This window comes from Paenibacillus nicotianae, from assembly GCF_042681745.1.
Classification (GTDB): Bacteria; Bacillota; Bacilli; order Paenibacillales; family Paenibacillaceae; genus Saccharibacillus; species Saccharibacillus nicotianae.
The window spans coordinates 1,736,418-1,760,928 of record NZ_JBHUGF010000010.1 but is presented as its reverse complement, the minus strand read 5'-3'; the positions used below and the strand labels follow the sequence as shown (position 1 = coordinate 1,760,928).

25 protein-coding genes are annotated in these 24,511 nt (G+C 39.1%); 18 read left to right on the top strand and 7 right to left on the bottom strand.

Annotated features, from left to right (window positions below):
* Positions 1 to 10 precede the first annotated feature (10 nt).
* From ACFSGI_RS11805 to ACFSGI_RS11790, 4 genes are all read left to right on the top strand, one after another.
* On the top strand, positions 11 to 1,471 hold the full coding sequence (locus tag ACFSGI_RS11805) for a sensor histidine kinase (RefSeq protein WP_204824323.1): 1,461 nt from the start codon (positions 11 to 13) through the stop codon (positions 1,469 to 1,471).
* Between the two features lie 55 nt (positions 1,472 to 1,526).
* A complete protein-coding gene (locus tag ACFSGI_RS11800; protein WP_379283269.1) occupies positions 1,527 to 2,543 on the top strand; it encodes a PepSY domain-containing protein in 1,017 nt (338 codons plus the stop codon).
* A gap of 138 nt (positions 2,544 to 2,681) precedes the next feature.
* Positions 2,682 to 3,278, top strand: a complete 597-nt coding sequence (locus tag ACFSGI_RS11795) for a PepSY domain-containing protein (RefSeq protein WP_204824321.1) — start codon at positions 2,682 to 2,684, stop codon at positions 3,276 to 3,278.
* 303 nt (positions 3,279 to 3,581) lie between these two features.
* Positions 3,582 to 4,499, top strand: a complete 918-nt coding sequence (locus tag ACFSGI_RS11790) for a DUF7638 domain-containing protein (protein ID WP_204824320.1) — start codon at positions 3,582 to 3,584, stop codon at positions 4,497 to 4,499.
* Positions 4,500 to 4,617: 118 nt separating this feature from the next.
* On the opposite strand, the gene ACFSGI_RS11785 is transcribed toward ACFSGI_RS11790, so the two are convergent.
* Together ACFSGI_RS11785 and ACFSGI_RS11780 are read right to left on the bottom strand one after the other, a co-directional pair.
* Positions 4,618 to 4,797, bottom strand: coding sequence for a hypothetical protein (locus ACFSGI_RS11785; protein WP_204824319.1), 180 nt, complete (start codon positions 4,795 to 4,797; stop codon positions 4,618 to 4,620).
* A 359-nt stretch (positions 4,798 to 5,156) separates the two neighbouring features.
* Positions 5,157 to 6,194 (bottom strand): LacI family DNA-binding transcriptional regulator, encoded by a 1,038-nt coding sequence (locus tag ACFSGI_RS11780; protein WP_204824318.1) that lies wholly within the window; start codon positions 6,192 to 6,194, stop codon positions 5,157 to 5,159.
* A gap of 455 nt (positions 6,195 to 6,649) precedes the next feature.
* Between ACFSGI_RS11780 and ACFSGI_RS11775 the strand changes: the two genes are divergently transcribed.
* From ACFSGI_RS11775 to ilvD, 5 genes are all read left to right on the top strand, one after another.
* Positions 6,650 to 7,936 (top strand): sugar ABC transporter substrate-binding protein, encoded by a 1,287-nt coding sequence (locus ACFSGI_RS11775; protein WP_204824317.1) that lies wholly within the window; start codon positions 6,650 to 6,652, stop codon positions 7,934 to 7,936.
* 2 nt (positions 7,937 to 7,938) lie between these two features.
* Positions 7,939 to 9,288 (top strand): carbohydrate ABC transporter permease, encoded by a 1,350-nt coding sequence (locus ACFSGI_RS11770; RefSeq protein ID WP_204824316.1) that lies wholly within the window; start codon positions 7,939 to 7,941, stop codon positions 9,286 to 9,288.
* Positions 9,285 to 10,127 (top strand): sugar ABC transporter permease, encoded by an 843-nt coding sequence (locus tag ACFSGI_RS11765; RefSeq protein ID WP_204824315.1) that lies wholly within the window; start codon positions 9,285 to 9,287, stop codon positions 10,125 to 10,127. The genes ACFSGI_RS11770 and ACFSGI_RS11765 overlap by 4 nt, the downstream gene beginning before the upstream one ends.
* A 195-nt stretch (positions 10,128 to 10,322) precedes the next feature.
* A complete protein-coding gene (locus ACFSGI_RS11760; RefSeq protein ID WP_204824314.1) occupies positions 10,323 to 10,988 on the top strand; it encodes a GntR family transcriptional regulator in 666 nt (221 codons plus the stop codon).
* 20 nt (positions 10,989 to 11,008) lie between these two features.
* Positions 11,009 to 12,700 carry a dihydroxy-acid dehydratase gene (gene ilvD / locus ACFSGI_RS11755; protein ID WP_204824313.1) on the top strand — a complete coding sequence of 564 codons (1,692 nt, stop codon included), beginning with the start codon at positions 11,009 to 11,011 and terminating at the stop codon, positions 12,698 to 12,700.
* A gap of 210 nt (positions 12,701 to 12,910) precedes the next feature.
* Here ilvD and ACFSGI_RS11750 read toward each other — a convergent pair whose 3' ends face one another.
* Complete coding sequence (locus ACFSGI_RS11750; protein WP_204824312.1) at positions 12,911 to 13,825, bottom strand: arginase family protein; 915 nt, start codon at positions 13,823 to 13,825, stop codon at positions 12,911 to 12,913.
* 105 nt (positions 13,826 to 13,930) lie between these two features.
* On the opposite strand from ACFSGI_RS11750, the gene ACFSGI_RS11745 reads away from it, so the two are divergent.
* From ACFSGI_RS11745 to ACFSGI_RS11735, 3 genes are all read left to right on the top strand, one after another.
* Positions 13,931 to 14,272, top strand: a complete 342-nt coding sequence (locus tag ACFSGI_RS11745; RefSeq protein WP_204824311.1) for a winged helix-turn-helix transcriptional regulator — start codon at positions 13,931 to 13,933, stop codon at positions 14,270 to 14,272.
* Between the two features lie 143 nt (positions 14,273 to 14,415).
* Positions 14,416 to 14,601, top strand: coding sequence for a hypothetical protein (locus tag ACFSGI_RS11740; protein WP_204824310.1), 186 nt, complete (start codon positions 14,416 to 14,418; stop codon positions 14,599 to 14,601).
* Positions 14,588 to 15,220 (top strand): Fic/DOC family protein, encoded by a 633-nt coding sequence (locus tag ACFSGI_RS11735; protein WP_204824309.1) that lies wholly within the window; start codon positions 14,588 to 14,590, stop codon positions 15,218 to 15,220. Before ACFSGI_RS11740 ends, ACFSGI_RS11735 begins: the two co-directional genes overlap by 14 nt.
* A gap of 78 nt (positions 15,221 to 15,298) precedes the next feature.
* Here ACFSGI_RS11735 and clpP read toward each other — a convergent pair whose 3' ends face one another.
* Both clpP and ACFSGI_RS11725 read right to left on the bottom strand, forming a co-directional pair.
* Complete coding sequence (gene clpP, locus ACFSGI_RS11730; RefSeq protein WP_204824308.1) at positions 15,299 to 15,880, bottom strand: ATP-dependent Clp endopeptidase proteolytic subunit ClpP; 582 nt, start codon at positions 15,878 to 15,880, stop codon at positions 15,299 to 15,301.
* Between the two features lie 15 nt (positions 15,881 to 15,895).
* Complete coding sequence (locus tag ACFSGI_RS11725) at positions 15,896 to 16,717, bottom strand: RNA polymerase sigma factor (RefSeq protein ID WP_204824307.1); 822 nt, start codon at positions 16,715 to 16,717, stop codon at positions 15,896 to 15,898.
* A 257-nt stretch (positions 16,718 to 16,974) separates the two neighbouring features.
* On the opposite strand from ACFSGI_RS11725, the gene ACFSGI_RS11720 reads away from it, so the two are divergent.
* A complete protein-coding gene (locus tag ACFSGI_RS11720; RefSeq protein ID WP_204824306.1) occupies positions 16,975 to 17,457 on the top strand; it encodes a P-loop NTPase family protein in 483 nt (160 codons plus the stop codon).
* Positions 17,458 to 17,498: 41 nt separating this feature from the next.
* On the opposite strand, the gene fabF is transcribed toward ACFSGI_RS11720, so the two are convergent.
* Complete coding sequence (fabF, locus tag ACFSGI_RS11715) at positions 17,499 to 18,734, bottom strand: beta-ketoacyl-ACP synthase II (RefSeq protein WP_204824305.1); 1,236 nt, start codon at positions 18,732 to 18,734, stop codon at positions 17,499 to 17,501.
* Between the two features lie 263 nt (positions 18,735 to 18,997).
* Here fabF and ACFSGI_RS11710 point away from each other — a divergent pair, with 263 nt between their 5' ends.
* The 3 genes from ACFSGI_RS11710 (at position 18,998) to ACFSGI_RS11700 (ending at position 21,494) form a co-directional block, all read left to right on the top strand.
* A complete protein-coding gene (locus tag ACFSGI_RS11710; RefSeq protein ID WP_204824304.1) occupies positions 18,998 to 19,858 on the top strand; it encodes a helix-turn-helix transcriptional regulator in 861 nt (286 codons plus the stop codon).
* 425 nt (positions 19,859 to 20,283) lie between these two features.
* Complete coding sequence (locus tag ACFSGI_RS11705; RefSeq protein WP_204824303.1) at positions 20,284 to 20,538, top strand: hypothetical protein; 255 nt, start codon at positions 20,284 to 20,286, stop codon at positions 20,536 to 20,538.
* Between the two features lie 44 nt (positions 20,539 to 20,582).
* Positions 20,583 to 21,494, top strand: a complete 912-nt coding sequence (locus ACFSGI_RS11700; RefSeq protein WP_204824302.1) for a YwqG family protein — start codon at positions 20,583 to 20,585, stop codon at positions 21,492 to 21,494.
* Positions 21,495 to 21,662: 168 nt separating this feature from the next.
* Here the strand turns inward: ACFSGI_RS11700 and ACFSGI_RS11695 are convergent, their stop codons facing one another.
* Positions 21,663 to 22,262, bottom strand: a complete 600-nt coding sequence (locus ACFSGI_RS11695; RefSeq protein ID WP_204824301.1) for a histidine phosphatase family protein — start codon at positions 22,260 to 22,262, stop codon at positions 21,663 to 21,665.
* A gap of 231 nt (positions 22,263 to 22,493) precedes the next feature.
* Between ACFSGI_RS11695 and ACFSGI_RS11690 the strand changes: the two genes are divergently transcribed.
* Complete coding sequence (locus ACFSGI_RS11690; protein ID WP_204824300.1) at positions 22,494 to 22,697, top strand: DUF4177 domain-containing protein; 204 nt, start codon at positions 22,494 to 22,496, stop codon at positions 22,695 to 22,697.
* A 212-nt stretch (positions 22,698 to 22,909) separates the two neighbouring features.
* The gene (locus ACFSGI_RS11685; RefSeq protein ID WP_204824299.1) at positions 22,910 to 24,460 is read left to right on the top strand and encodes an SMI1/KNR4 family protein; all 1,551 of its coding nucleotides are present in this window, start codon (positions 22,910 to 22,912) and stop codon (positions 24,458 to 24,460) included.
* Positions 24,461 to 24,511 lie beyond the last annotated feature (51 nt).

Genomic DNA, 24,511 nt, shown 5'->3' with positions numbered 1-24,511 from the left:
AGGATACCCGATGAAGTTAAGAAGTAAAATACATTTGTATTCTTCTGTATTGTTTGCGTTGTTATTTATTTTGACTAATTTGCTTGTCTATATCGTATTTAGCCGTCTATCGATTAACGAACAATTGGTAAGAGTAGAATCGCAAACCAATAAAACAGCCGATAATATTAGACAAATCGCAGGCTCAATGACGACTGCTGAATTGCTTCGTGCATATGTTCCTGTTGACGGCATGATTCGTATTGTCACTGAAAAAGGAAATAACTCATTAGTCGTAACGTCTTCTTCAGAACAAGAATTAAGCAAACGTACGGTTACCTATAGCAAAGAAGTACAAGCTGAAAAGATTACGTATCAAGCGAATGGCTATGTATTTGTATCTATTCCTGTCATCTGGACAGACGGTTCTGTCGTCAATGTACAGGTAACAGAAAGCTTGCATCAGACAGAAAATTATTTACAGGTATTAAGGATTGTATTGATTACTGTGACAGGAATAGCAATGATTCCAGTTATTTTGTCCGGTCATATTTTGGGAAGAATTATTATGCGTCCAATCGGAGCTATGACATCGACGATGAGTGATATTAAGCGCAGTGGACGATTCAAGCGATTAGAATTAGATCTTAAATCCAAAGATGAATTGTTAGAAATGGGTCAAACATTTAACGCGATGATTGATTTACTGGAAACCAATTATGATAAACAAAAACAATTCGTATCTAATGCTTCTCATGAACTCAAAACACCGCTCACGATTATAGAAAGTTACGCCAGTCTACTCAAACGTAGAGGGATGGATCGCCCGGAGCTGTTCCACGAATCTGTAGATGCAATTCATTCAGAAGCGGTACGGATGAAAGAAATGACCGAGCAATTATTGTTATTAGCCAAGCACAAAGAACAGTGGAATTTATCAATAGAACCTCTTAATCTAGCAACAGAAATGGATGAATTGGTCAAACGATTCCATAATGCGTATCAGCGTCCGATTGAAGTAAACGTAGCTCCAGAATTGCTAGCTACACCTTCTTCATTACTGATTCAAAATGATGCTGGTAAACTGCGACAATTGTTATTTATTTTGTTAGACAATGCTCGTAAATATAGTGAGGATCGTATTGTAATTGAACTTGAAGAAGATCAGCCGACTTCAGATCATTCAGGTACAGTGAAGATACAGCGTAGATGTATTCGAATTATCGATCAAGGAATAGGGATTCCAGAAGCAGAATTGTCCAAAGTATTTGACCGCTTTTATCGAGTCGATGAAGCACGTAGTCGTACTGATGTAGGTGGTTCAGGGCTAGGTCTGACATTAGCTTTAGAAATAGCAGATGCAATCGGAGCTACGATACGTCTGGAAAGTGTAGAGAAGAAGGGCACAACAGCAATCGTGTCATTACCGACTATTTTTGTACCGGCAACTACAGTATTCTCAGCAAATTCTAATAAAGATTCTGTACAATAACAATGCAATTAGAAATTATATTGGGGGAAGTGATCCTTAGATGCGACGCAGAGAGATGCATAGAACAGTAGCACCGTCATCTACGAATACTTTATCTGCTGTAATTAAAGATAAACGATGGTGGATAGCTGGAGCAGTCGTCATTTTATTAATTCTGATGTTTGTTATGACATTATGGTGGAAGTCTATCGCACAAGCAAGTCCCGCGCTAACCTCTACACAAGCCAAAAATGTAGTGCTCAAGCAATATCCGGGTAAAGTAACTGAAACTGCATTAAATAATGGAATCTATACAGTGCAATTACAATCAGATCAAGGCATGTATCAAGTTCAAGTAAACGGCAATAGTGGAGCCATTCAATCGATTCAACAGATTGGGCAGTCCGCAGTAGCGACAACAACACCAAATAGCACTACCAATACAGATTCATCTAACTCAAGTAACTCAAGTGCAACAAATGATTCTAATTCATCAAGCTCGGCAGTAACAGAGCCAACAACTGCTACCAATCGAACAGAATCAACCAATGATAGCAGTAGTAATAGCAGTTCATCAGTTTCTGAAGATTCGACAGACACTAATAATAATCCACCTGCGTCTACCGATTCTTCACCATCTGCTACCACAAATGAAAATGATGATCGTAACAATAGCAGTAACAGTGGATCAGACAACAATCAACCACAGGTTAATGAGCAACCGGGTGATATAACACCTGATGCTAATGTACCGCCAGCAGGTTCTCCTGTACCGCCTGTAGATAATCGCGATCATAAAGATGATCGTAAAGGCAAAGATAAAGACAAAGATAAAGACAAAAATAATTCACCCCGACCTGCACCTGTATTAATATTGAAAGAAAAAGATGCAGAAAGAATTGCGCTTACTCAAGTACCGGGTAAAGTAGACGATACCGACTATGAAGATGATGAAGATAAAGGTCAATCTTATTATTTAGTCGACATTGATACTCCTGATGAACGAGAAGCAACTGTACAGATCAATGCTGTGTCTGGAGCAGTGATGTCGGTAACATGGGATGATGTAGACGATTCAGATAACGAAAAATAACAGTATTTATAAAGATATCGCTTTTCTCATCAAATTCTAATCTTATTGTCATCGACATCTCATTTGTAAGCTTTATATTAATAACAGAGGCAAGAACAAATGAAATTTAATAACAATATTACTAGGAGGAACTATCACATGATGAACAAAAAACTAGGTATCGGTGTATTATCAGCAGCAATCGCTTTGGGAACAATGGGAACAGTTGCAGCAGCTACAACAACTAATTCAAGTGACTCCATCAGTACAACAGCAACAACAAGCAAGTTAATTGGTGAAAAAAAAGCGAAGCAAATCGCATTAACTAAAGTACCTGGTGGTACAATTGATGGTGTGGATTTGGAACGTACAAATAATGGGAAACTGTATTATGAAGTAGATGTGGACAAAGCAAATTCAAATAAAGATGTAGATGTTCATATTGATGCGGTAAGCGGTACTGTATTAAAAGTAGTCAATGATGATAATGACGATGATGATAACAACAGTCAAGCTACCAATACTGCCAACAATAAAGTAAAAACTGCTGCACAAGCTAAAGCGATTGCTTTAAAAGCAGTTAAAGGAACAGTAACTAAAGTAGATCGTGATAGCGATGATGGTAGAATAACTTATGAAGTAGAACTGAACATTACAGGTGGCGAAGCTACAGTAGAGATTGATGCAGCTACAGGTAAAGTACTATCTGTTGATAAAGACTATGACAACGATAGTGACGACTACGATAACGATTAATCTAATCGATCATAAGGTAATATAAATATTATAGATACTACATTTAAAAGCTCTTATTCTGTAAGTAATCTTAGGATTATTTTACAGAGTAAGAGCTTTTTGCTACACTATAATACATAATTTACTTAACTATCTAATGTAAAAATAGATACTTTAAAAGGGTTTTATTCAAAAAAATAGATGACCACCTAAAATTTATAACTAATAAAACGTTAAATAATTACTTAATAGGTTAATAAATAGATATCTGTTATTGTAAAGGAATAAAAAGATAGTGCCTATGGGAAGGAAGAAAGAGTACTCATGCATAAAATTAGAAGAGAAAAAACAATAGAAGGAACAACTATTCCTGGCTTTATTCGCAATGGACAGTATTTTTATATCAATGTGGACATCTATGAAGATGGCATGGTGAATTGCTGGGAACTGGCTGATCTTAAAGGTGTTCGTGAAAAGATTGATTTGGAATGGTTGACGCCCAAAGTTCCTGATGGAGAATCTATTTCTATTTTTGGCTTAGGAGATTATCAGACAATTGGTGGTACATGGAATTATGATGCACATAGCTACTATGACTACATAACTCAAATGGTGCAGCAATTGAATCCTGGTATGGATAACATCTACGAAATTTCGTTTGCCGAAAAAATGAAAAATGAAAAATATAAAATAGTCCAATCTCCGTATGCACAAGATTTTTATGTGACATCAGAAGTAGGCTATAAAACCGTTACAGGCGAAGGCTTTTTTATTTTTATGCACTATGAAGATGCTAATTATCTAGTGTACTTAACGGTATACAAAGATGGAACAATAGAATGTCAAAATGCGAGCTTTCAAAAAATGCTCAGGTTGGAAGAGTTGGAGGAATTATTTAGCAACGGAACTTTTTTTACGACATTAACAGCACCTACGAACATTACTTTAGATCATCTGGGCGATGTAGTGATGACAAATGGAAGTTATATTATAGATATTACCGATAAATACAAGCAAGTACTCGATATTTATCAAAAGTTAAATAAACATCCGGGATTATTAGATATTTGTCGTAAGCGTTATTATAAATATTTAGAACATCCGATAGAAGAGCATAAAGAAAATCTGCGTATCGCTTATGAAGCGATTCCTGAACACGAGCGTATGTATTTAGGGGATATGGATATTCGAGACGAAGACTATATCCGTATTTTGTATACGGAAGAGAAGAGACAGGTCTAAACATAATAAACCCCTTTTCCCATATATAGTGGAAAAAGGGGTTTATATTATGAACGAATCATCCCTACGGTGAGATCGTTCAATCGTTAGATTGAATGTATTCATAGTCCATCCTTTATTATAGCGTGTGATGTTCAAGCAGATCATACCGATTGCGAAGCTCTAAGTGAAAACGGATGCTTTGCAGCAGAACTGGATTATTCTCAATCTCTGCTTGTTCAATACGTTCTTCTTTCACTGGATCGGGACTGCACAGAAATTGGGTCATCCATAGAGATAAGCTGTTATCATTATTCATTGTAAACCCTCCTCGGATGAAATAGTTGGATCAAATTATTGATATAACACAACAGAAACAATGTTGAGATACTATTGTTATCGCTTCTGTATAGTTATTATATCGTGTCTACTTTAACAAAATGTGATGCGTAGCTTAAAATAACATTAAATTCTAAAATTATTTCATAAAATAAAAGTAAATTTTAATATAAAAACTAAATATTTCCTTTTTGTAGCGACCTGATACTCTATCTATTTTATATTCGCATCATCTATTGTTTTGGATGTATACAGGTATAGTTATTTTTAATCAAAAAAGCGACTCGCCAGATAAAGATTATCCGGTGTAGTCGCTTTTTTGTGCTTATATCATATTATTTATTCTGAATGAGAAGGAGAGAACATAGACGATTCACGTACAATTAGACGATGAGGTACAATATGACGCTGGGAAAGTAGACTATGATCATCACCACGAATCGCTTGAATCAATGCTTGAGAAGCGGTATATCCTAGATGATAAATACCGATATCAATACTGCTTAATGGTGGAGTAGATAACTCGGACAAAGCAATATTATTAAAACTAACGATAGAGATATCTTCAGGAACTTTATACCCTAATTCATGCAATCCGCGCAAAATTCCAAAGCTCACAATATCATCTACCACGACTAATGCGGTTGGGCGTTCTGGCAAATTCATAAAAAAGGACATGGCTCGATAGCCACTTTCTTGTAAAAATTCACCTTCAACGATCCAATCGTCCCGCAGTGGAAGTCCCGCTTCTTGTAATGCTTGTTGATACCCACGCATACGATCAATCGATACCACTAATTCAGAAGGGCCGCTTACAAAACCAATCCGCCGATGCCCTAACTGGATTAGGTGCCGGGTAGCATCTGCTGCTGCTTCTATATTGTTGGTATCAACAGAAAGGACATTTGCATGTTGCTCACTACGTCCAATCAATACAGTCGGGAACTCTTTTTCACTAAGAAAATCAACTACAGGATCATTTTGGCGAGAGTAGAGCAAAATAGCACCATCGATCCGTCCACCAAATACTAACCGGGATACCGCTTCCACTTCTTCTTTTTCACTAGCGCCTGAAGTTAACACTACATCGTACCCACTTCGATTGGCTTGTGTCACAATACCGCGTATTAATTCCATAAAAAAAGTATTCAAAAACAACTCTTCCGCAGGTTTGGGCAAAATTACACCCAGACTTTTGGTTGTTTTGGATACCAGACTTTTTGCCATCATATTTGGATGGTAGCCCATCTCCTCCATGATCTCTCTCACTTTTTCTGAGGTAGCATGGCTGATTCGCGGATGATTAGACAAGACACGCGAAACGGTAGAAGGAGATACGCCCGCTCTTTTAGCGACATCTTTGATCGTAACCGACATGTGTACCTCCCTGGTCATGGTTTTTGAAATATGAAATCACCATCACTATCTGTGTTATCTATGTTAAAACATATGCTATACAGATGTAAACTGCAAAATATACATACTATAAAAGAAAATAGGCGATATTTTATGATTTTCAGAGAAATAGATAGGATATAAGCAATTATACCAGTAAAAAGCCAGAATATGACGTTAAATTGTTTGTGCAAACGTTTTTACAATTTCCATATTTCAGTTATGATGGATTTGCTGGATAAAGCGCTTACTTATAACATCATTTACCTTTAGTGGTGATTATTAGAGTTTTATGGCTGGAGTAAGGGGTATCATATGCTAATATGAACAAACGTTTGCGCAAATGATATAATCAAAGTACATAGGCAACATAACCCTGGATAACAGTACATAATCATAGCGCTCGCCATCATACTATAGAGCGGAGGACAATAAGAATGATGAATCGCAAAAAGTGGGGAATCATGAGTTGCTTGTTAATCATGATGTTACTGGTATCGGCATGTAATAGTGGGGGCGCAGGAACAACACCAGGAACAGCAGCCGATACTCAAGTTCCAGCGGATCAGCAAGAAATGGTACCCGAAGAAGGCGCTAAGCTGACAGTATGGGATAGTGGCGATCAGAAAACATTTATCGAAGAAGCAGCTAAAGCATTTAAAGAAAAATATAATGTAGAAGTAAGCTTTGCTGAAGTAGGCCCGGACAAATCTATGGGACAAATGGTAACCGATGGCCCTGCTGGTGTAGGTGGCGATGTATTCGCTGGTGTCCATGACCAGATCGGTCAAGGGGTATCCGCAGGAGTCGTATTGCCAAATGATTGGTTTGAAGAAGATACCAAGTCACGTAATAGTGAAATTGCGATCAAAGCATTAACGTATGACAACATGTTATATGGCTATCCAAAGTCTGTTGAGACAACAGCCGTTTTTTATAACAAAGATCTGATCAAAGAAGTACCGCAAGATTGGAATGGTGTAATCGATTTTGCCAAAATATTTAACGATACCAAAGCTAACAAATTTGCGATTATGTGGGAAGTGGGTAACGGCTACTATGTATTCCCATTTATCGGTGGATACGGTTCTTATGTATTCGGTAGTGATGGTACAGATGCCAAAGATATCGGTCTGAACAATCCAGCAGCAGTAGAAGCAGCTACTTTTATTCAAGGATTGAACAAAATTCTTCCACTCAAAACATCAGATATTAACGCAGATATCAAAAAATCACTTTTTACTTCTAACAAATTAGCCATGAATATCAGTGGGCCGTGGGATACAGGTTCTCTGAAAGAATCGGTTAAAAATATCGGTGTAGGTATGTATCCAAATCTGCCAAATGGTAAACCGATGACACCTTTCTCCGGCGTGAAAGCTTATTTTGTAAACGCTTATACGAAATATCCAAATGCGTCTAAACTATTTGCAGACTTTATTACTTCAGAAGAATGGCAGACCAAGAACTTTGAAATGAATGGAGCTCTTCCATCCAATACCAAAGCGGCTGCAAGTGAGCAAGTACAAAGTGACCCAATTGCAACGGTATTTTTAAAACAATTTGAAAATTCAGTTCCGATGCCTTCGATTCCAGCAATGGCGCAATTCTGGTCTCCGATGGAAGCAGCAATGTCTTCAATCTGGAATGACAACAAAGATCCAAAAGCAGCATTGGATAATCTAGTTAGTCAAATGAAGAGTAATATTGAGACAGGGCAATAACAATGGGAAAAGTATTAATCCATCCTGAGCGAACAACGGGCGTAGGTAGTGGTCTTATCGCAGCGATCTTATCGGCGCTGATTATGGGACTCGGGCAAATGTATAATCGCCAGTGGGCGAAAGGCATTATTTTTCTTATCGCTGAACTGGTCAGTGTCTATCTCATTGTGACCAGTCTGGCGAATAACATCTGGGGGTTGATCACGCTTGGTGATCAGCCTTCCCGTATGGAGAAAGTCGGTCGACTATATCAAAATGTACCCGGAGATCATTCGATTTTTATGATGATCTATGGACTGGTCGCACTATTGTATATTGGTTTATTGTTATGCTTTTATATTGCGAATATTAAAGACGCTTATCGTATCGGTAAAAAGCGCGAACGTGGCGAAGTAGCCAATACATTCCGTCAGACATGGAAAATGATCGGTAATCAGGGATTCCCATATTTGCTACTGACTTTACCAGCAATAGGCGTACTGGTATTTACCATCGTTCCAATTATTTTTATGGTACTAATGGCATTTACCAATTACTCTGCGCCGGATCATATTCCAGCTAAAAATCTAGTCGATTGGGTAGGCTTTCGTACGTTTACCAATCTATTAACACTCAAATCATGGAGTCATACGTTTATCGGTGTACTCACATGGACGATTATCTGGGCAGTTGTGGCAACAGTGACTACATATTTTGGCGGTATTCTAGTTGCATTACTGATTGAGCAAAAAGGAATTAAATTTAAAGGTATGTGGCGTACACTGTTTATTTTACCGTATGCGATTCCTCAATTTATTTCTCTATTGATTATGCGTAATCTACTTAACTTTCAATTTGGCCCGATCAACCAATACTTGCGTATGATGGGTCTGGGTTCAGTACCGTGGCTCAATGATCCGTTCTGGGCGAAAGTAACCGTTATTCTAGTGAATATGTGGATTGGTATTCCAGTGTCGATGATTCTTGTACTGGGTGTACTGACAGCGATTCCGCGTGATCTATACGAAGCGGCAGAAGTGGATGGAGCGACAGGATTTCAGAAGTTCCGCAATATTACGATGCCATTTGTATTGTTCCAGACAGCACCGATCTTAATTATGCAATTTGCAGGCAATATCAATAACTTTAACGTGATATTCTTGTTAACAAATGGATTACCAGCCAATGGAGATTATGCGTTTGCAGGTAGTACGGATCTGTTAGTTACATGGCTGTATAAGCTAACTCTTGAAAATCAACGGTATAACTTTGCATCAGCGATCGGCATTATTATCTTTATTATTATTGCGGCATTCTCGCTCTATAACTATCGACGTAGCCGTTCCTTTAAAGAGGAGGATATGATCCAATGAGAAAACAACAACGCATCAAATTGGTGTTCAGTTACATCTTGCTTGTACTGATCGCGATTGGCTGTATTTATCCAGCACTCTGGATCATTTTATCCTCACTCAAAGAAGGCGATTCGCTCTATAGTGAGACATTGATTCCGCAGAAGTTAACATTAGAGCATTATATGGACTTGTTCCGTTCGCAATCGGACAAAGACTTGCCTTATCTGAAATGGTATTGGAACACGCTCAAAATTGCGATTACGAGTATGATTCTAGGAACACTGTTCCAAGTACTGACAGCATATGCGATGTCACGCTTCCGCTTCAAAGGCAGACAAACGATGATGTCACTGGTACTGATTCTAGGTATGTTCCCGGGATTTATGAGTATGATTGCAGTGTATGTCATTTTGCTACAAATGAACTTACTGAATTCGCCGTGGGCGCTTGTATTGGTGTATACGTCAGGCGCGGCACTAGGAATGTTTGTCGCTAAAGGCTTTTTCGATACGATTCCTAGAGCGTTAGAAGAATCGGCTTTGCTGGATGGCGCGAGTCACTTTCAAATCTTCAGTCGGATTATTCTACCATTGTCGATGCCGATCATTACGTATATCGCACTGACCACATTTGCTGGTGCATGGGTCGACTTTATCTTTGCCCGCTTGATCTTGCGTTCAAGGGAGAACTGGACGTTGGCGGTGGGTTTGTATGAGTTGGTCAATACGTATTCGAGTACAGAGTTTACCCTATTCGCCGCAGGTTCGGTGTTAGTGGCTTTGCCGATTACGTTGTTGTATATGTTCTTGCAGAGGTTCTTAGTACATGGATTGACAGCAGGGGCGACGAAGGGGTAATTAGGAGTGACAGAATCAGGCTTATCTCGTGGTGTTGAGATAGGTCTGTTTTTGTATTTTTAATTTCAAAAAAAGAATCTGACGCTTGCTCCTTTTTATAAAATAAGACAATACATTATTCGATAAACGCATTGCATCCAATCCTAGAATGCGATATATTGCATATACATGCAATATTTAAAGAGGAGATTGCTTATGCCAGTACCCCACAATTTTTCTTCACCCACTCGAATATCTGCTAAAGAACGAGCATTAACGCAAATCCAAAGATGGATCATAGAGGGTACACTCGTACCGGGTGAGAAATTAATTGATGCTGAACTAGCGGAGTCTTTGGCTGTTAGTAGAACTCCAATCAGAGAGGCTTTTCAGCTTTTAGAAATGCAAGGATTGGTCTCGATGTTTCCTGGTAAAGAAACGAGAGTAACCAGTATAGAAAAAGAAGATATTCTTAAAATGTACCCGACGCTCGCTGCGCTCTATTCTTTGGCTGCTGAATACGCAGCAAAACTCATTTCACTGGAACAAATTGAAGCCTTAAAAGAAATAAATAAGCAATTCGCTCAAGCGATCCAGAGTGGACAGACTTACCAAGCTATGGAACTTGATGAGCAGTTTCATAATTTAATTGTAGATGTATCGGATAACGCATATATCGCCTCATTTAGTACATCTCTCCAAATTCATATAAGAAGGTTTAAATATGTCTTTCTTAAGCAACCAGTTGCAGGAACACTTACCTCTGTGGAAGATCACCTATCTATCATATTGGCTTTGGAGCAGAAAGACTCTGAACAAGCTTCGGCACATATGAAAGAAAATTTAATAAGACCTATGCATGAACTGTATTCCCTAATCTAATAGTGAAAGGATGAATGAGTATGTCTGGTCATAAAGATTTAAGAATTCGGAGCAAAGTTATAAGTGAGGGAGTTAATCGCGTACCTAATCGCGCTATGCTGAGGGCTGTCGGTTTTAAAGACGAGGATTTCAAGAAGCCGATGATTGGTGTAGCGAGTACGTGGAGTGAAGTAACCCCGTGCAACATGCATATTGATTCTTTAGCGCTTGCAGCGAAAAAAGGAATTCAGCTTCATGGCGGTGCTCCTCTGATTTTTAATACTATTACAGTTTCAGATGGAATTTCGATGGGGCATGACGGAATGTTGTACTCACTACCAAGCCGTGAAGCTATAGCAGACTCTATTGAGATTGTTACGAACGCAGAGCGTTTCGATGCGCTTGTTGCTGTAGGTGGATGCGATAAAAATACACCAGCATGTTTAATGGCTATCGGGCGACTGAATTTGCCAGCAGTATATGTATATGGCGGAACTATTCAACCAGGGAAGTTAGACGGTAAAGACGTAGATATTGTCAGTGCTTTTGAAGCAGTAGGGCTGTATCATGATGGTAAAATAAGTGATGAGGAGCTTCACAAGGTGGAGTGCAACGCTTGTCCTGGAGCTGGTGCTTGCGGAGGAATGTATACCGCCAACACAATGGCATCTGCTGCAGAAGCATTGGGCATGAGTATTCCTGGTTCATCCTCTACCTCAGCGATATCACCTCAAAAAGCATTGGAATGTGAAGAAGCAGGTGAGCGAGTACTTGAACTATTGGAGAAGGAAATTTATCCACGCGATATTATGACAAAGAAAGCATTTGAGAATGCGATTACACTTGTAATGGCATTGGGCGGCTCTACTAATGCCTTCCTGCATCTAATTGCGATTGCACACTCTGTCGAAGTAGAGTTAACCTATGATGATTTCGAACGCATTCGTGTAAAAGTACCACATATTGCAGATCTTAAGCCAAGTGGAAAATATGTTATGCAGGATCTAAGTGATATTGGTGGGGTTCCCGGTGTGATGAAGCTTCTTCTTGAGCAAGGTCTTCTCCACGGTGATTGTATGACGATTACCGGTAAAACTTTAGCAGAAAATTTGGCAGTATCAGAACCGTTGCTTGAAAATCAAGACATTATTCGCCCGTTTGATAATCCTTTAAAAACGAGTGGGCCGTTAGTCGTTCTAAAAGGAAATCTGGCTCCAGAAGGCGCAATTGCCAAAATGTCAGGGATGAAAAAGTCTCGTTTCACTGGGACTGCACGTGTATATGATAGCGAGGTAGAGGCTACTGAGGCAATATTACAAAACCAGATCCGCAAAGGAGATGTGTTAGTGATTCGGTATTGCGGACCGAAGGGCGGGCCAGGCATGCCAGAAATGCTTTCAGTTACCGCTTTAATCGTCGGAAAAGGGTTGGGCGGAGAAGTGGCTCTCATAACGGATGGCAGATTTTCAGGTGGCTCACATGGTTTTGTGGTTGGTCATGTTGCACCAGAAGCACAAGTAGGTGGCCCAATAGCTCTTCTGCAAGAGGGTGACATTGTTACTATTGATAGTGAAACGCAAGAAATTGGCTTTGAAGTTTCGGAAGTAGAGTTAGCGAAGAGAAAAAATGAATGGGTTCAACCACCATTGAAATTTACTACAGGTGTGCTTAGTAAATACGCGAGATTAGTTTCATCTGCTTCCAAAGGGGCCGTTACAGATTTATTTGAGTAAGTTGTAAACTCCGTTATGACAAATCAATGATTGAGAAGTGTTATGAAGCTAACGGGAAACATTAGCTTCATAACACTTAAAAGGCATCAGAGTGATTAGCTACTGATTTCAACTAGCGGACTGACTATAGGGATCGTTGCATAATGCAGACGATCCTTTTTGGTATGCTTTTAGGTACATGTTATAAATACGGAGTTTTATGATATCTTATCAGGTATTCAAAATAGGGATTTCTGCAAGTAAATTTTTCAAATTAATCGCATCCCACGGCGTATGTTCGGTTATCCCTAAGCCGACTACCTCTGTTTCCGCAGAAAGTTCTTTCAACAAATGGAGCAATTGAGGGAATTGCATTGTACCGGAAGGTGAGACTAGATAAGGTTCGTAAGGCTTCGCAAATAACAAAGAACGAAATGCTTGAGGATCAAGCACATCAAGATCCAGATGAATGGCTAAGTGCTTAATGCCTTTTTCCTGAATCCACGTTTTGATAGAGTCTAAGCTATTTGCTAGCTCTGCTGTTCCTGCTGTGCGAATACCTAATCGTTCGATCATTTCGGTATCATGTTCCGTTACAGTGATACCTTGTGCTTCAAATGCTTCTGCAATCAATTCGTTTTCCTCTTCTGTCGCAACAGAGAGTCCTGCAATAAAGACATTTTCAGGTTTGAGAGGAACTTTTACATGCTTGGCAAATTCCTGATCACCTTCGCCCAGAAGATTGCCGAGTGGCAGAGTATGTCCGTTATCGTATCCGATATATCTAACCAGATCACTGTGAGCATCAATCCATATCAAGCCTAATTCACCATCGTATTTTTCATTCAAATAAGCAAAAGGGGCTTGTTCGACCAGGCAATCTCCTCCAAACATAATAATACGATCAGGTTGATGTGCTTGAATAAGGTGTTCAGCCGCTTCTAATTGTTGTATCAATTGTGTTCGTCCATACATGCCATCCTCGTTTTGAAGAGGAGTGCCGTCAAAGGATTGAACTGGAACTTGAATAAGAGGTTGATCATTATTAGGAGCGAGCCACGCTAGCAGTTCAGCCCCGAAAGCATAATTTGGATTATTTCCACCTTGCCATTGTGGCATTAAAAGACGTATTGTTTTGGTAGTCATGTTGGATCTCCTTTACTTCAAAGTAAGGCTAGTATAAACTGAACGCAAACATAAAAGTAGTACGCACTATTTAGATAGGTACTACCCGAAAGGATAGTGGTATAGATGAGTATGACTGAATATTATGGCAAAATTAAAAATATTCAAGATACTCCGTTCGGCTACACCTTGTCAATCATTGGCGGGAAATGGAAGATGGTAATTATTTATCTTTTGGCTGAAAATGAAACGGTTCGTTTTAATGAATTAAAAAGAAAAATTGGAGCTATCACATACAAAACGTTAAGTGCTCAATTGAAAGAATTAGAAGCAGATGGAATCATAAAGCGAGAAGAATATCCGCAGATTCCACCAAAAGTTGAATACAGTCTTACACCTAAAGGTGCATCTCTTTTGCCAGGTTTGGAAGAGTTATGCGAGTGGGGAGTCAAGAACCAAACGATGTAATATGAGGTAGTATTGTCATTTGATAAAGTCAGTTTGTATTGCACCTCAATTATATGTTTAAAGTTTAAAATTGATGAAGTGTATACTAAATATAAATGATATAATTATAAGTATAATTATTGTTAAGATAAGGAGGATTTATGATGAAAAAATTCAATCAAGAAGAAGCGAATAGAGCCCTTGAAAATGCAAAAGCAAGTTTGGCAGTAGAAGGCTTGTATCTTCCTGAGAGTGAACAGCAATTAATTAAATTGAAGCTGACAGGCCAGATCACGGAGTTGGAATTTAAGAAAATGGCATTGGAGTTGGCAAAAGTTGTCTCGATATAATCATCAGCAATCCTCTTACTGTTATCAAGGCACAGATATACTGAAAAACAAAGAGAATATTCGTGATTCTGTAATACTAGAACGTTATGAACGTATGATGAGTAGTTTGCGTAATGCTGAATTATATAAGTATCCAGTTGCAGGTCACTTTAATGTTAAGCATATGCAGAATATCCATCTTTATTTGTTTAGAGATATATATTTATTTGCTGGTAAGTTTAGAACCGAGGATATTTCTAAAGATGGATTTGTTTTTGCACTTTCACAATATATTCCTGAACAAACAAAACAATTATTTCAACAACTGAAAGAAGAACAATATTTAACAGATAAATCACTAGATTTTTTTGTTATTCGGGCTGCTCATTATATGGCTGAAATAAATGTGATTCATCCTTTCAGAGAAGGAAATGGACGTATGCAACGAGAATTTATTCGCTGTTTGGCTCGCTATAATGGTTATATACTAGACTGGAATCGTACTGATCCGCAACAGCTACTTCAAGCATCAATCAATTCTGTTATACATATTGACGATCTTAGTCAGCAAATACATAGTTGTTTAGAAAATAAAGAACCTGATTTTGATGTGGCTAGACAATACAAATCTCATATGTAGTGAGAGCATATTAATAAAGACCCGATAGACGAGTTATTAGTCTATCGGGTCTTTATTTTTTAACTCCTAATTTTTTACCTACACTCTAGCCACAACCTGATCGACCAACCCGTAAGTCACTGCTTCTTCAGCCGTTAGAAAATAATCCCGATCGGAATCTTGCGCTACCTTTTCCAGAGGTTGACCGGTACGATCTGCGATGATTTCATTTAATTTGGCTCGACTGCGAAGCAAGCGATCAGCATAAAGGATCACATCTGAAGCCTGACCTTTAGCACCACCAAGAGGTTGATGAATCATAATTTCACTATTGGGCAACGCCATCCGCTTTCCAATTGTGCCACCGACTAGCAGAATCGCACCAAAGCTTGCCGCCATGCCTGTACAGATTGTCGACACATCTGGCTTGATAAATTGCATCGTGTCATAGATAGCGAACCCGGCCGATACCGAACCGCCCGGGCAATTGATATACATTTGAATATCTTTTTGTTCATCTTCGGCAGCCAGATGGAGCAGTTGAGCAACAATAATATTTGCCATCTGATCTTCCACTTCGCCAGACACCATAATGATCCGATCTTTCAATAATCTAGAATAAATATCGTAACTGCGTTCACCGCGATCCGTTTGTTCTACTACATAAGGGATTGTTGTCATATCAAGCACTCCTTGTTAAGCAGCCTTACCTATCTGTAGAAACGGTGATTTGTAAGACTGCTTGTGATATAGCGCAAAGGAATGCACAGTGTTAGAGATGACAGGGGGCGAGCTGTGATGATCGTACGTTACCTGCGAAGGTAACAAGTTGGTCGCAACAGCATGAACATGTTGCGTAGCTTTATTCATCCTCATCAATGTTAACTGCACGATTTTATCTGCATCGCCTGTATAGAGAGCATGTACATAATGATGTAATACCATTAATAACTCTGCATCTTCAGATAACTGGATAGATTCATCATTATTATTTACATTTTTGGCAAGTAGGGTTCTTGCTCGATATAAAGCAGCTTTTACCGCTCCTTCAGTCGTCTCTAACCACTGTGCTGTCTCTGCCGCTGAATAGCCAAATAAATCGCGCAACATAAATACGGCTTGTTGCCAGGGAGATAATAGATGTGTTAATTGCTGTACCGCCAGTTCAATATCTTGTGGACATGGTGGTGCTGAAGATTCATATTCATGTAGTAATAATGCTTGCTGGTCGATATAATCGTTAAAATAATTTCTTCTACGCATCGTATCTACCCACGTATTGCGAGCTGTTCGAATCATATACGCTTCTTGTTGTGAAAAGGTCAAGCCTTGTTGACAGGCAGAAAAGATTTTGAGACAAGTCTCTTGCATAAGATCTTCAGCATCTGCAACATGTCCGGTCAATGATAAACAGTACTTATATAGAGACAGAAGTTTCTGACTCCCATATTCCTCTGTCTGGTAGATAGGTTTTTCCGAGCCATCTGCCCGATGATGCGAAATGTGTACCAGTGTCATTAGTGGGGCGCCCCCTTTATGATCAGAAATCGTCTTGCTACAACGTTGTATATCTTGTAAACGAATAAAGTGATTCAAAAGATACGCAAATCGTCTAACAATAATAAAGAATAAGAATGAGTTTGCCTAAGATCATACAAGAACTTGGCATTTTTTTAAAGGTTTCTTCTAACGATTGATGCTAAACCTATGCTAGTATAGTAAATAATACATAAGTGCGAAATGGGCGGCTATCGAGCGAATAGGAGTGAAAGTAGATGACACCAAGGAAGATACATATTATTGGCGCTCATGCAAGCGGAAAAACCCATCTGGCACGTCGATTATCTCGCAGATTGGGTATTCCTCATTATGTATTGGAAAATTTAGTGTGGAACGGTACAGGGGAAAAGAAACGCAGAAATATACCTGCCCTGCGAGAGCAATTATTATTAGATATTGTCTCGCAAGACTCGTGGATTGTAGAAGGGCAGGATTATGAATGGTTAACATTTAGCTTTGCGATGGCAGAGCAGATCATTTTTCTGACACCGTCTCCATTGGTGCGAGATGGGCGAATGATTTTACGATTTATACGCCAGAAAATAGGAACCGAAGTCGATCAGGATCGCTTTTCATTTGGCACATTGATGAATATGATCGAATGGAATCACCATTTTGAACGACATACTAAAAAGAATATTATCGAAGCATTAGAGCCATACAAGCACAAATTGATTATTACAAAATATGTTCAGTAGATATAGACTATGATGCTTGTCATTTTGAGATAAGCATATAGTTATTGATACTTTTTCAAAACGATAACCGCATTATGACCACCAAAGCCGAATGAGTTGGATAATCCAATCTGAAGATCGGCTTTTCGTGCGACATCAGGTACATAATCCAGATCACAGTCTTCATCAGGATGTTGCAAATTGATAGTAGGTGGAATTATGCCTTCCTGTAACATCTGTACAAGTGCGATAGCTTCTGCACCACCAGCCGCACCAAGCATATGTCCTAACATCGATTTGTTAGCAGTGACTGGAATCTGATAAGCATGTTCGCCGAATAATTGCTTTATCGCATAGGTTTCTGAACGATCGCCTACTCCGGTGCTGGTCGCGTGGGCACTGATCACATCGACTTGTTCAGGAGTAATGCCTGCATTTCGTAGAGCAGATTTCATCGCTTGATGAGCACCACGGCCTTCAGGATGTGTCGCTACCATATGGTAAGCATCTGAACTGGCTCCATAGCCGATTACTTCAGCATAAATGGTCGCTTTTCTTGCCAAAGCATGAGATAGCGATTCCAATACGACAATACCTGCTCCTTCTGCCATAACAAATCCATCGCGTGATTGATCAAATGGACGACTAGCGGCGGCTGGATCGTTATTGCGTGTAGATAATGCTGTCGCATTACCGAAGCTAGCAAGAGCCACTTCATTGATTGCCGCTTCTGCTCCTCCTGCAAGAATCACATCTGCATCTCCATACGCAATCATTCGCATGGCTTCACCAATAGCTGTATTGCCGATTGAACACGCTGTGACAGGCGAAAGCGTCGGGCCCCACGTACCCAGACGAATACTGATCATCGCTGCTGCACTGTTAGCGATCATCATCGGCACAAGTGTAGGACTCACCCGCTCCGGGCCACGTTCTAATAAAATATGATCTTGATCAAGCAGGGATTGGATTCCACCTGTACCCGAACCAACATACACTCCGATACGTTCGCGATCACTTTCTTCTATATTTAAGCCTGCATGAGAGACGGCTTGTTCAGCCGCTGCAATTGCAAATTGAACAAACCGATCCATACGTCTAGCTTCTTTGCGTCCGAATAAAGCATCGCCATCAAAATCACGAACAACTCCAGCGATTTTGGCTTTGTGACGTGAGGTATCAAAAGTATCAATTGCAGTAATTCCCGATTGTCCTTCAACTAAATTTCTCCAAAATGTATCAATATCATTTCCTAAAGGGGACACAATCCCCATTCCTGTAATAACAACTCGTTCCATTCTTTTTATCCTCCTAAGTGTTTGGCAATCAAATGCGATTTATGATAATCAAAAGTAATTTTTGTAAAACAAAATATCCTACCCTCAGCATCTGCAATACTAAAACGTATCGTAAGATATTCTTATTTTGTCATGCGAAATATCCTATTACAAGTTACCGTTTATCCTAGTATAATAAGTAATAGGTTAGCGTTATTTCTGTGAATCATATAGCCAATAATAGATAGATATTAGTATTACAATAGTCATTAGGAGGGGATCAAGTGAATCAACAGCATCGTTTACAAGCATTATCTTCTTTTCTCAAAGCACAGCGTGCCAAGATTCTGCCTCAACAAGTAGGCTTGATGGTAGGGATTCGGCGACGTACGCCAGGCTTACGAAGAGAAGAAGTAGCTCAATTGGCAGGAGTGAGTACAACGTGGTATACATGGTTAGAGCAGGGTAGAGATATTCAAGTATCGGCTTCTGTGTTGGAAAATATAGCTTCGGCGTTATTGTTAACAGCCGATGAACGTAAATATTTGTTTTCGTTAGCATTGGATAAAAGTGCATCGATTGTGCCTTTGTCCGAGGAACTTCCTGCGATTACGCCTGCACTATACAAAATTCTACAACAGCTTCAATACTGTCCTACTATTATTTCCGATCGTCATTGTCATATTGTCGGATGGAATGATGCCGCCAAACATGTTTTTCTCGATTTTGAAAGTATTCCTGAACCCGGGCGTAATATGATTCGGTTGTTGTTTTCGCGTAAAGAATTTCGCCGTTTAGCAGTCAACTGGGATGATTTTGTCGGCGGATTTTTGGCGATTTTTCGTGCGTATTACGGGCAATATGTAGATGATGAATGGTATGAGCAGTTTATCGCTGAGATGAGTGAGTTATATCCTGACTTTTATCATTTATGGGAACAAAGCAAAGTTAGTTCTGCACCGGAAGTGGTGATTGAATTTAGACATGCCAAAGCAGGCAAAATGTTATTTGATCTCACTTCATTACAGGTACAGGGCAACACCGATTTGCGCTGTAGTATTTATACTCCTTTGGAAGATTCAGCAACCGAAGTGAAGCTAAGAACATTAATGGAACGTAGTAAAGAAATTTCATCTGAACAGTAAACAACTTTTGTAATTTTCTGATCGCTATACTATAATTTTCATGTATTCTACAAATGATTGGATTGATCCAAAGATGTGAAAGAGGTGCTATATTGCTAGACTATTTTCCTTTAATTTGCTCATCCTGTATCGTTGTCTTATTGATTTTTCGTTCTGTGTATCATCGATTCCAGAAATATAATCGCGAAAATGCAGGCTTATCTTTTTTAAGTATTCTTGTCTTAATTCTATTTCTATCAATGGATGGACATGCTTCCTGGGAAAAAGACACAGCTTATATATTAATCATTATCAGTTCATGTTTGTTTATACGCTTTTTGAATTATTGGGTTGTACAACGTAAATGGAGTAAATAACAAAAATTTTGAATAAACTCATTATAGGATATTGGATCATTTCTAGTAGCAGAATAGGAGGTTAACAGCATGGATTCAGCGCAAGCGCAACAAGAGCAGGAAGTAACATATGCTTCTTTGCAAAAAAGACTGTCCGAGTGTAGTGAGCAAGATGCTTTACAGTTGATGCGTAGCTTTGATCGCCAGATTACTTTTTGGAATAAGCAAAAAACAAAAAAAGAAGAATATCGTTCTTTTTGGAAAACACCATATCCTTATGTAGGCATCGGCGTAGGTATTGTAGTACCTGTGACTGGATTCGTACTATTTATGTTATTGCCTTAACAATGTAAATAAAAATAATAGCTATACAGAAAGGAAGAGTTATTATGAAATCTATACCAAAAGCATTTCAAGGTGATTATATTCAATCGTTATTAGCTAAAAAGCAGATGTCTGCATTAGAGCCTTACTTGCAAGCACATCACCATCCTGTGGTTCATTTGGAACGCGGACAACAAGGAAGTCAGCAATTAGGAGCGTCACGAATAGGAGGTTACCCTGATCTACCCAAGCATATGAAGTGGCCTCTTACTCAAGATGGTGAGTATATGACTTCAGTGGCTCAATTAAATCTCGCTCAAATCGCCAAAGAAGTAGGAGAAGATCGATTACCTGATTACTTTCCACGTCAGGGATTGCTTTATTTCTTTGTAGGATTGGATGAGCCATCTTATCAAATTGAACATCAGATCATCTATATTTCGGAGCCTGAGATAGCATCGATAGCCTATCGCGAACCAGAAGCAACTACGATTTTGGAAGAAGAGGCTGAACAAGCATTTGTACCGTATGAAGTACATGCTCAAGGTAATATCGAATTTCCTACCTATAGTTATGTCGATTATGATCAGTTAGCGAATTATGATATCTCGGATGAGCAATATTTAGAATGGAAAGAACAAGTTAATGCTGAACCCGATGACATGGTTGGAAAAATATTTGGTTATCCCGTATCCTCACATGGAGATGACTATATGGAAGCCGCTACAGCGATTTTTACCGGTAAGCATACATATGATATGGATAAGCGGCGTAAATGGTTAGTGAAGCAGTGTGACGGAAATGAGCAACAAGCAGATCGAGAAATTGAAGATACGCTGATGCTCTTAGAAATAGAGAGTGATGATGATATCGGGTATATGTGGTGGGATGCTGGCGTTATTCATTTTTTTATCCGCAAAGAAGATTTGATTCAATTAAACTTTGACCGAACCTATTGTTCTGTCTATTCAAGCTAAAATAGATCTATTCACTCTACAAGCTACTTGAGTATAGATGTACATCGCTGAATAATGGATCAATGATAGAAAATGTAAAATAGGCGCCATATACACATAACGTAAATAGACTATTCTGCTCCTTATCATCTTTAAGGAATAGAATAGTCTATATTTGTATTCTGTGAGTTATGAGTCTAATTGATTATGCGTTTGTTTATTTTTGATCGGATAAGGAGATTGTACAGTGATCGCTTGAAAAACATGGAGCTTCCCATTTTCTACTTGTCGCATACGCGGGCCTTTGAATCCACGTTTGACTAATTGCTTACGCATATACAGCATTAATGCCCAGTGACTAACCACCAGAATGTGTTCTTCTTCTGAAGATAAAATAACATCTAATGCTCGATTAATACGTGCTTCGACTTCCCGGATCATACGGCGATATCTTCGACTAAGCAATGGAGCCATTTTGAAAAGAACGCCCCATCCGATAAAAGGAATACGTATATTCGTATTAAAACTTGGAGGTGTAAGCTCACGTAACTCGGGCATTACTGTAATCTCGCCATCATAAATCGAACGTGCCGTTTTGATAGCACGCGGGAGATCACTGGCAAAGCATTTTTCCCAATTAAAACCACGCAAATCAGTTGTGCCATCGTGGATATCAGCAAGATCATACTCTTCAAGCCAGGCGATCAGTTCGCTCACTGTCACAAATTGGCGAAGAGGAAATTCTTTATTTACTTTAAAATGGCGGACAAGTCCGATTGTCTTCGTCATGAGTCTTGTATAATTCCTCCACAATAGTATGGTCGTGCTGTTCCTGTACAAAAAATAAGTAGATAATTTAAGTTTAACATAGTCGTGCAATGAAGGGACACTATTCGCTATTTATTTTAAAATAAAAGTATACTACTTTAAGATGACGTTTTGAAACCTAACACGTAATCGTGTATATTTAGTCGTAAGCTTACAATGAAAGATGAATTTAGGGATGAAAGGAAGAATATAATGAGTCAATGGGAATATCGTACAGTCAAATTACACACCGGAGGCTTTCTCGGTGGCAAAGTAGATGATGCAGAACTACAGGAGCAATTAAATGCCTATGGATTTGATGGATGGGAGCTTGTATCGACATTTGACACCAGTCTTGCACAGGGCAGTTCACGAGAAATCATTTTAATATTCAAACGAAGTGCATTGCTCGATTAATGTCATCATTATACGTATATCTAGAGTACATACTGGGTGATGCCTTTTTTTGCAAATAAAGATCAGTACCTTTAATATCGGTCAATACATGGTATATATGGGGGGATAATGTTTGCATGAAATTAGGTATACGCCATAAGGAACGGTATACTTTAACATAGAACGATGATCATGAGCATAAAGAAAGCCTCATGGAACAGGAGGAAACAACAATGATCGGAACATGGTTGGAAGAAATCAAATCCATATTACGACCAGAATTGAACAGTCTTGAAGAAGCGTTAAAAGCTTCTGCTGGAGATGAAGAAATAGAACAAGCTGAACAGATTATCGGTGTCTCTTTCCCGGATGATCTTAAAGAACTGTATCATATACACAATGGGGAGTCTCGTAGTGGCCCGGGGTTCTTTTTTGGTTTGCAATTTTTGAGTTTGGAAGAAATGATTAGCGAGTGGAAAATATGGTCTGAGCTTGAGCCTGAATATCAGACGATGGGAGATCATTATTCGATTCCATCGGGTTGGATCAAAGAGCAGTATATCAACCGCAACTGGATCCCTTTTTGTCATGATGGCGGAGGCAATCATCTAGGGATTGATCTGTCTCCAGCAGAACATGGGGTAGTTGGACAGGTGATTAATTTTGGTCGTGACGAAGAAATGAAGTATGTGATTGCCCGTAGTCTGGGTGAATTTATTCATTTTATGCGAGATACGGTTCGTCATGGCAATTATACTGTCGAAGAAGAGGATGGATTCAAATATTGGATGTACGGTCGTAACGAACAATCGCGTATGCTCAAAGATGCACAGGCATATGCTTTAGCCGATCTACCCAAAAACAATACATCTTCTGATGAACCAGAGATTCCATTACAACAATGGTTTCAGCAATTAGATCCAGATTGGCAAGAACGAATTATAACTAAATCGAATACGGTCGAAGAGTTTGTCCATGCTCATCAAATCTTTTTGATTCGTGAACAGCTAACAGATATCACGCCGCTTGAACGTTGTCATGAAGTACGTGAATTAATTTTAAGTGTAAATGAGATTCAAGATATTCGTCCGCTTGCGAATTGTAGAGAACTCAAAAAGCTATATCTTGTTCGCAATCCGATTCGTGATCTCACGCCATTACGTGGATTGCCTTATTTGCAAATTGTTAATCTAGAAGGTACGTTGATTGAAGATTTAGATCCGTTAGCAACGTTACCACATCTGTATAATTTGGATTGTACAGATACACGTATTCAAGATTATGCTCCTTTAGCGCAAATGCAACAGTTGACTACACTTGCTCTTTCTTCGCCTTCTCGCGAAGCTGTAGAAGCCTTATCTGCTATTTCAGGGCTACGAGAATTGAAAATATGCTCGCCTAATGCATGGACACCTGAAGACTGGCAACAAATCAGTCAGTCTTTGTCTTTACGCAAACTGCATATCGAAGATGCTTATTTTGCTGATATGAGTTGTCTACAAGCATGTGAACAATTGGAAATGCTGACGATTCATGATACGCGTATTTCTGACATTTCAGCGATTGCGGATCTGCCCAACCTGAAGCAATTGGAATTGAATAGTGGTTGCCAAATCAGCAATATAGAAACGATCTCCAAGTCTGTATCGCTAGAGCAATTTAGCGGTTCGTTTGCTCAATTTCAATTGCTCAAAAATTCGTTCGCTCAATACGTGAAATTCCATAAAATTGTCGGCGAAATGACAGATGAAGAAGAAGAAATCTGGCATAGCCATATACGTTAATACGATATTATAGTTATTTTCAATCATGTCTAAAGACTCTGTACAGCTCAA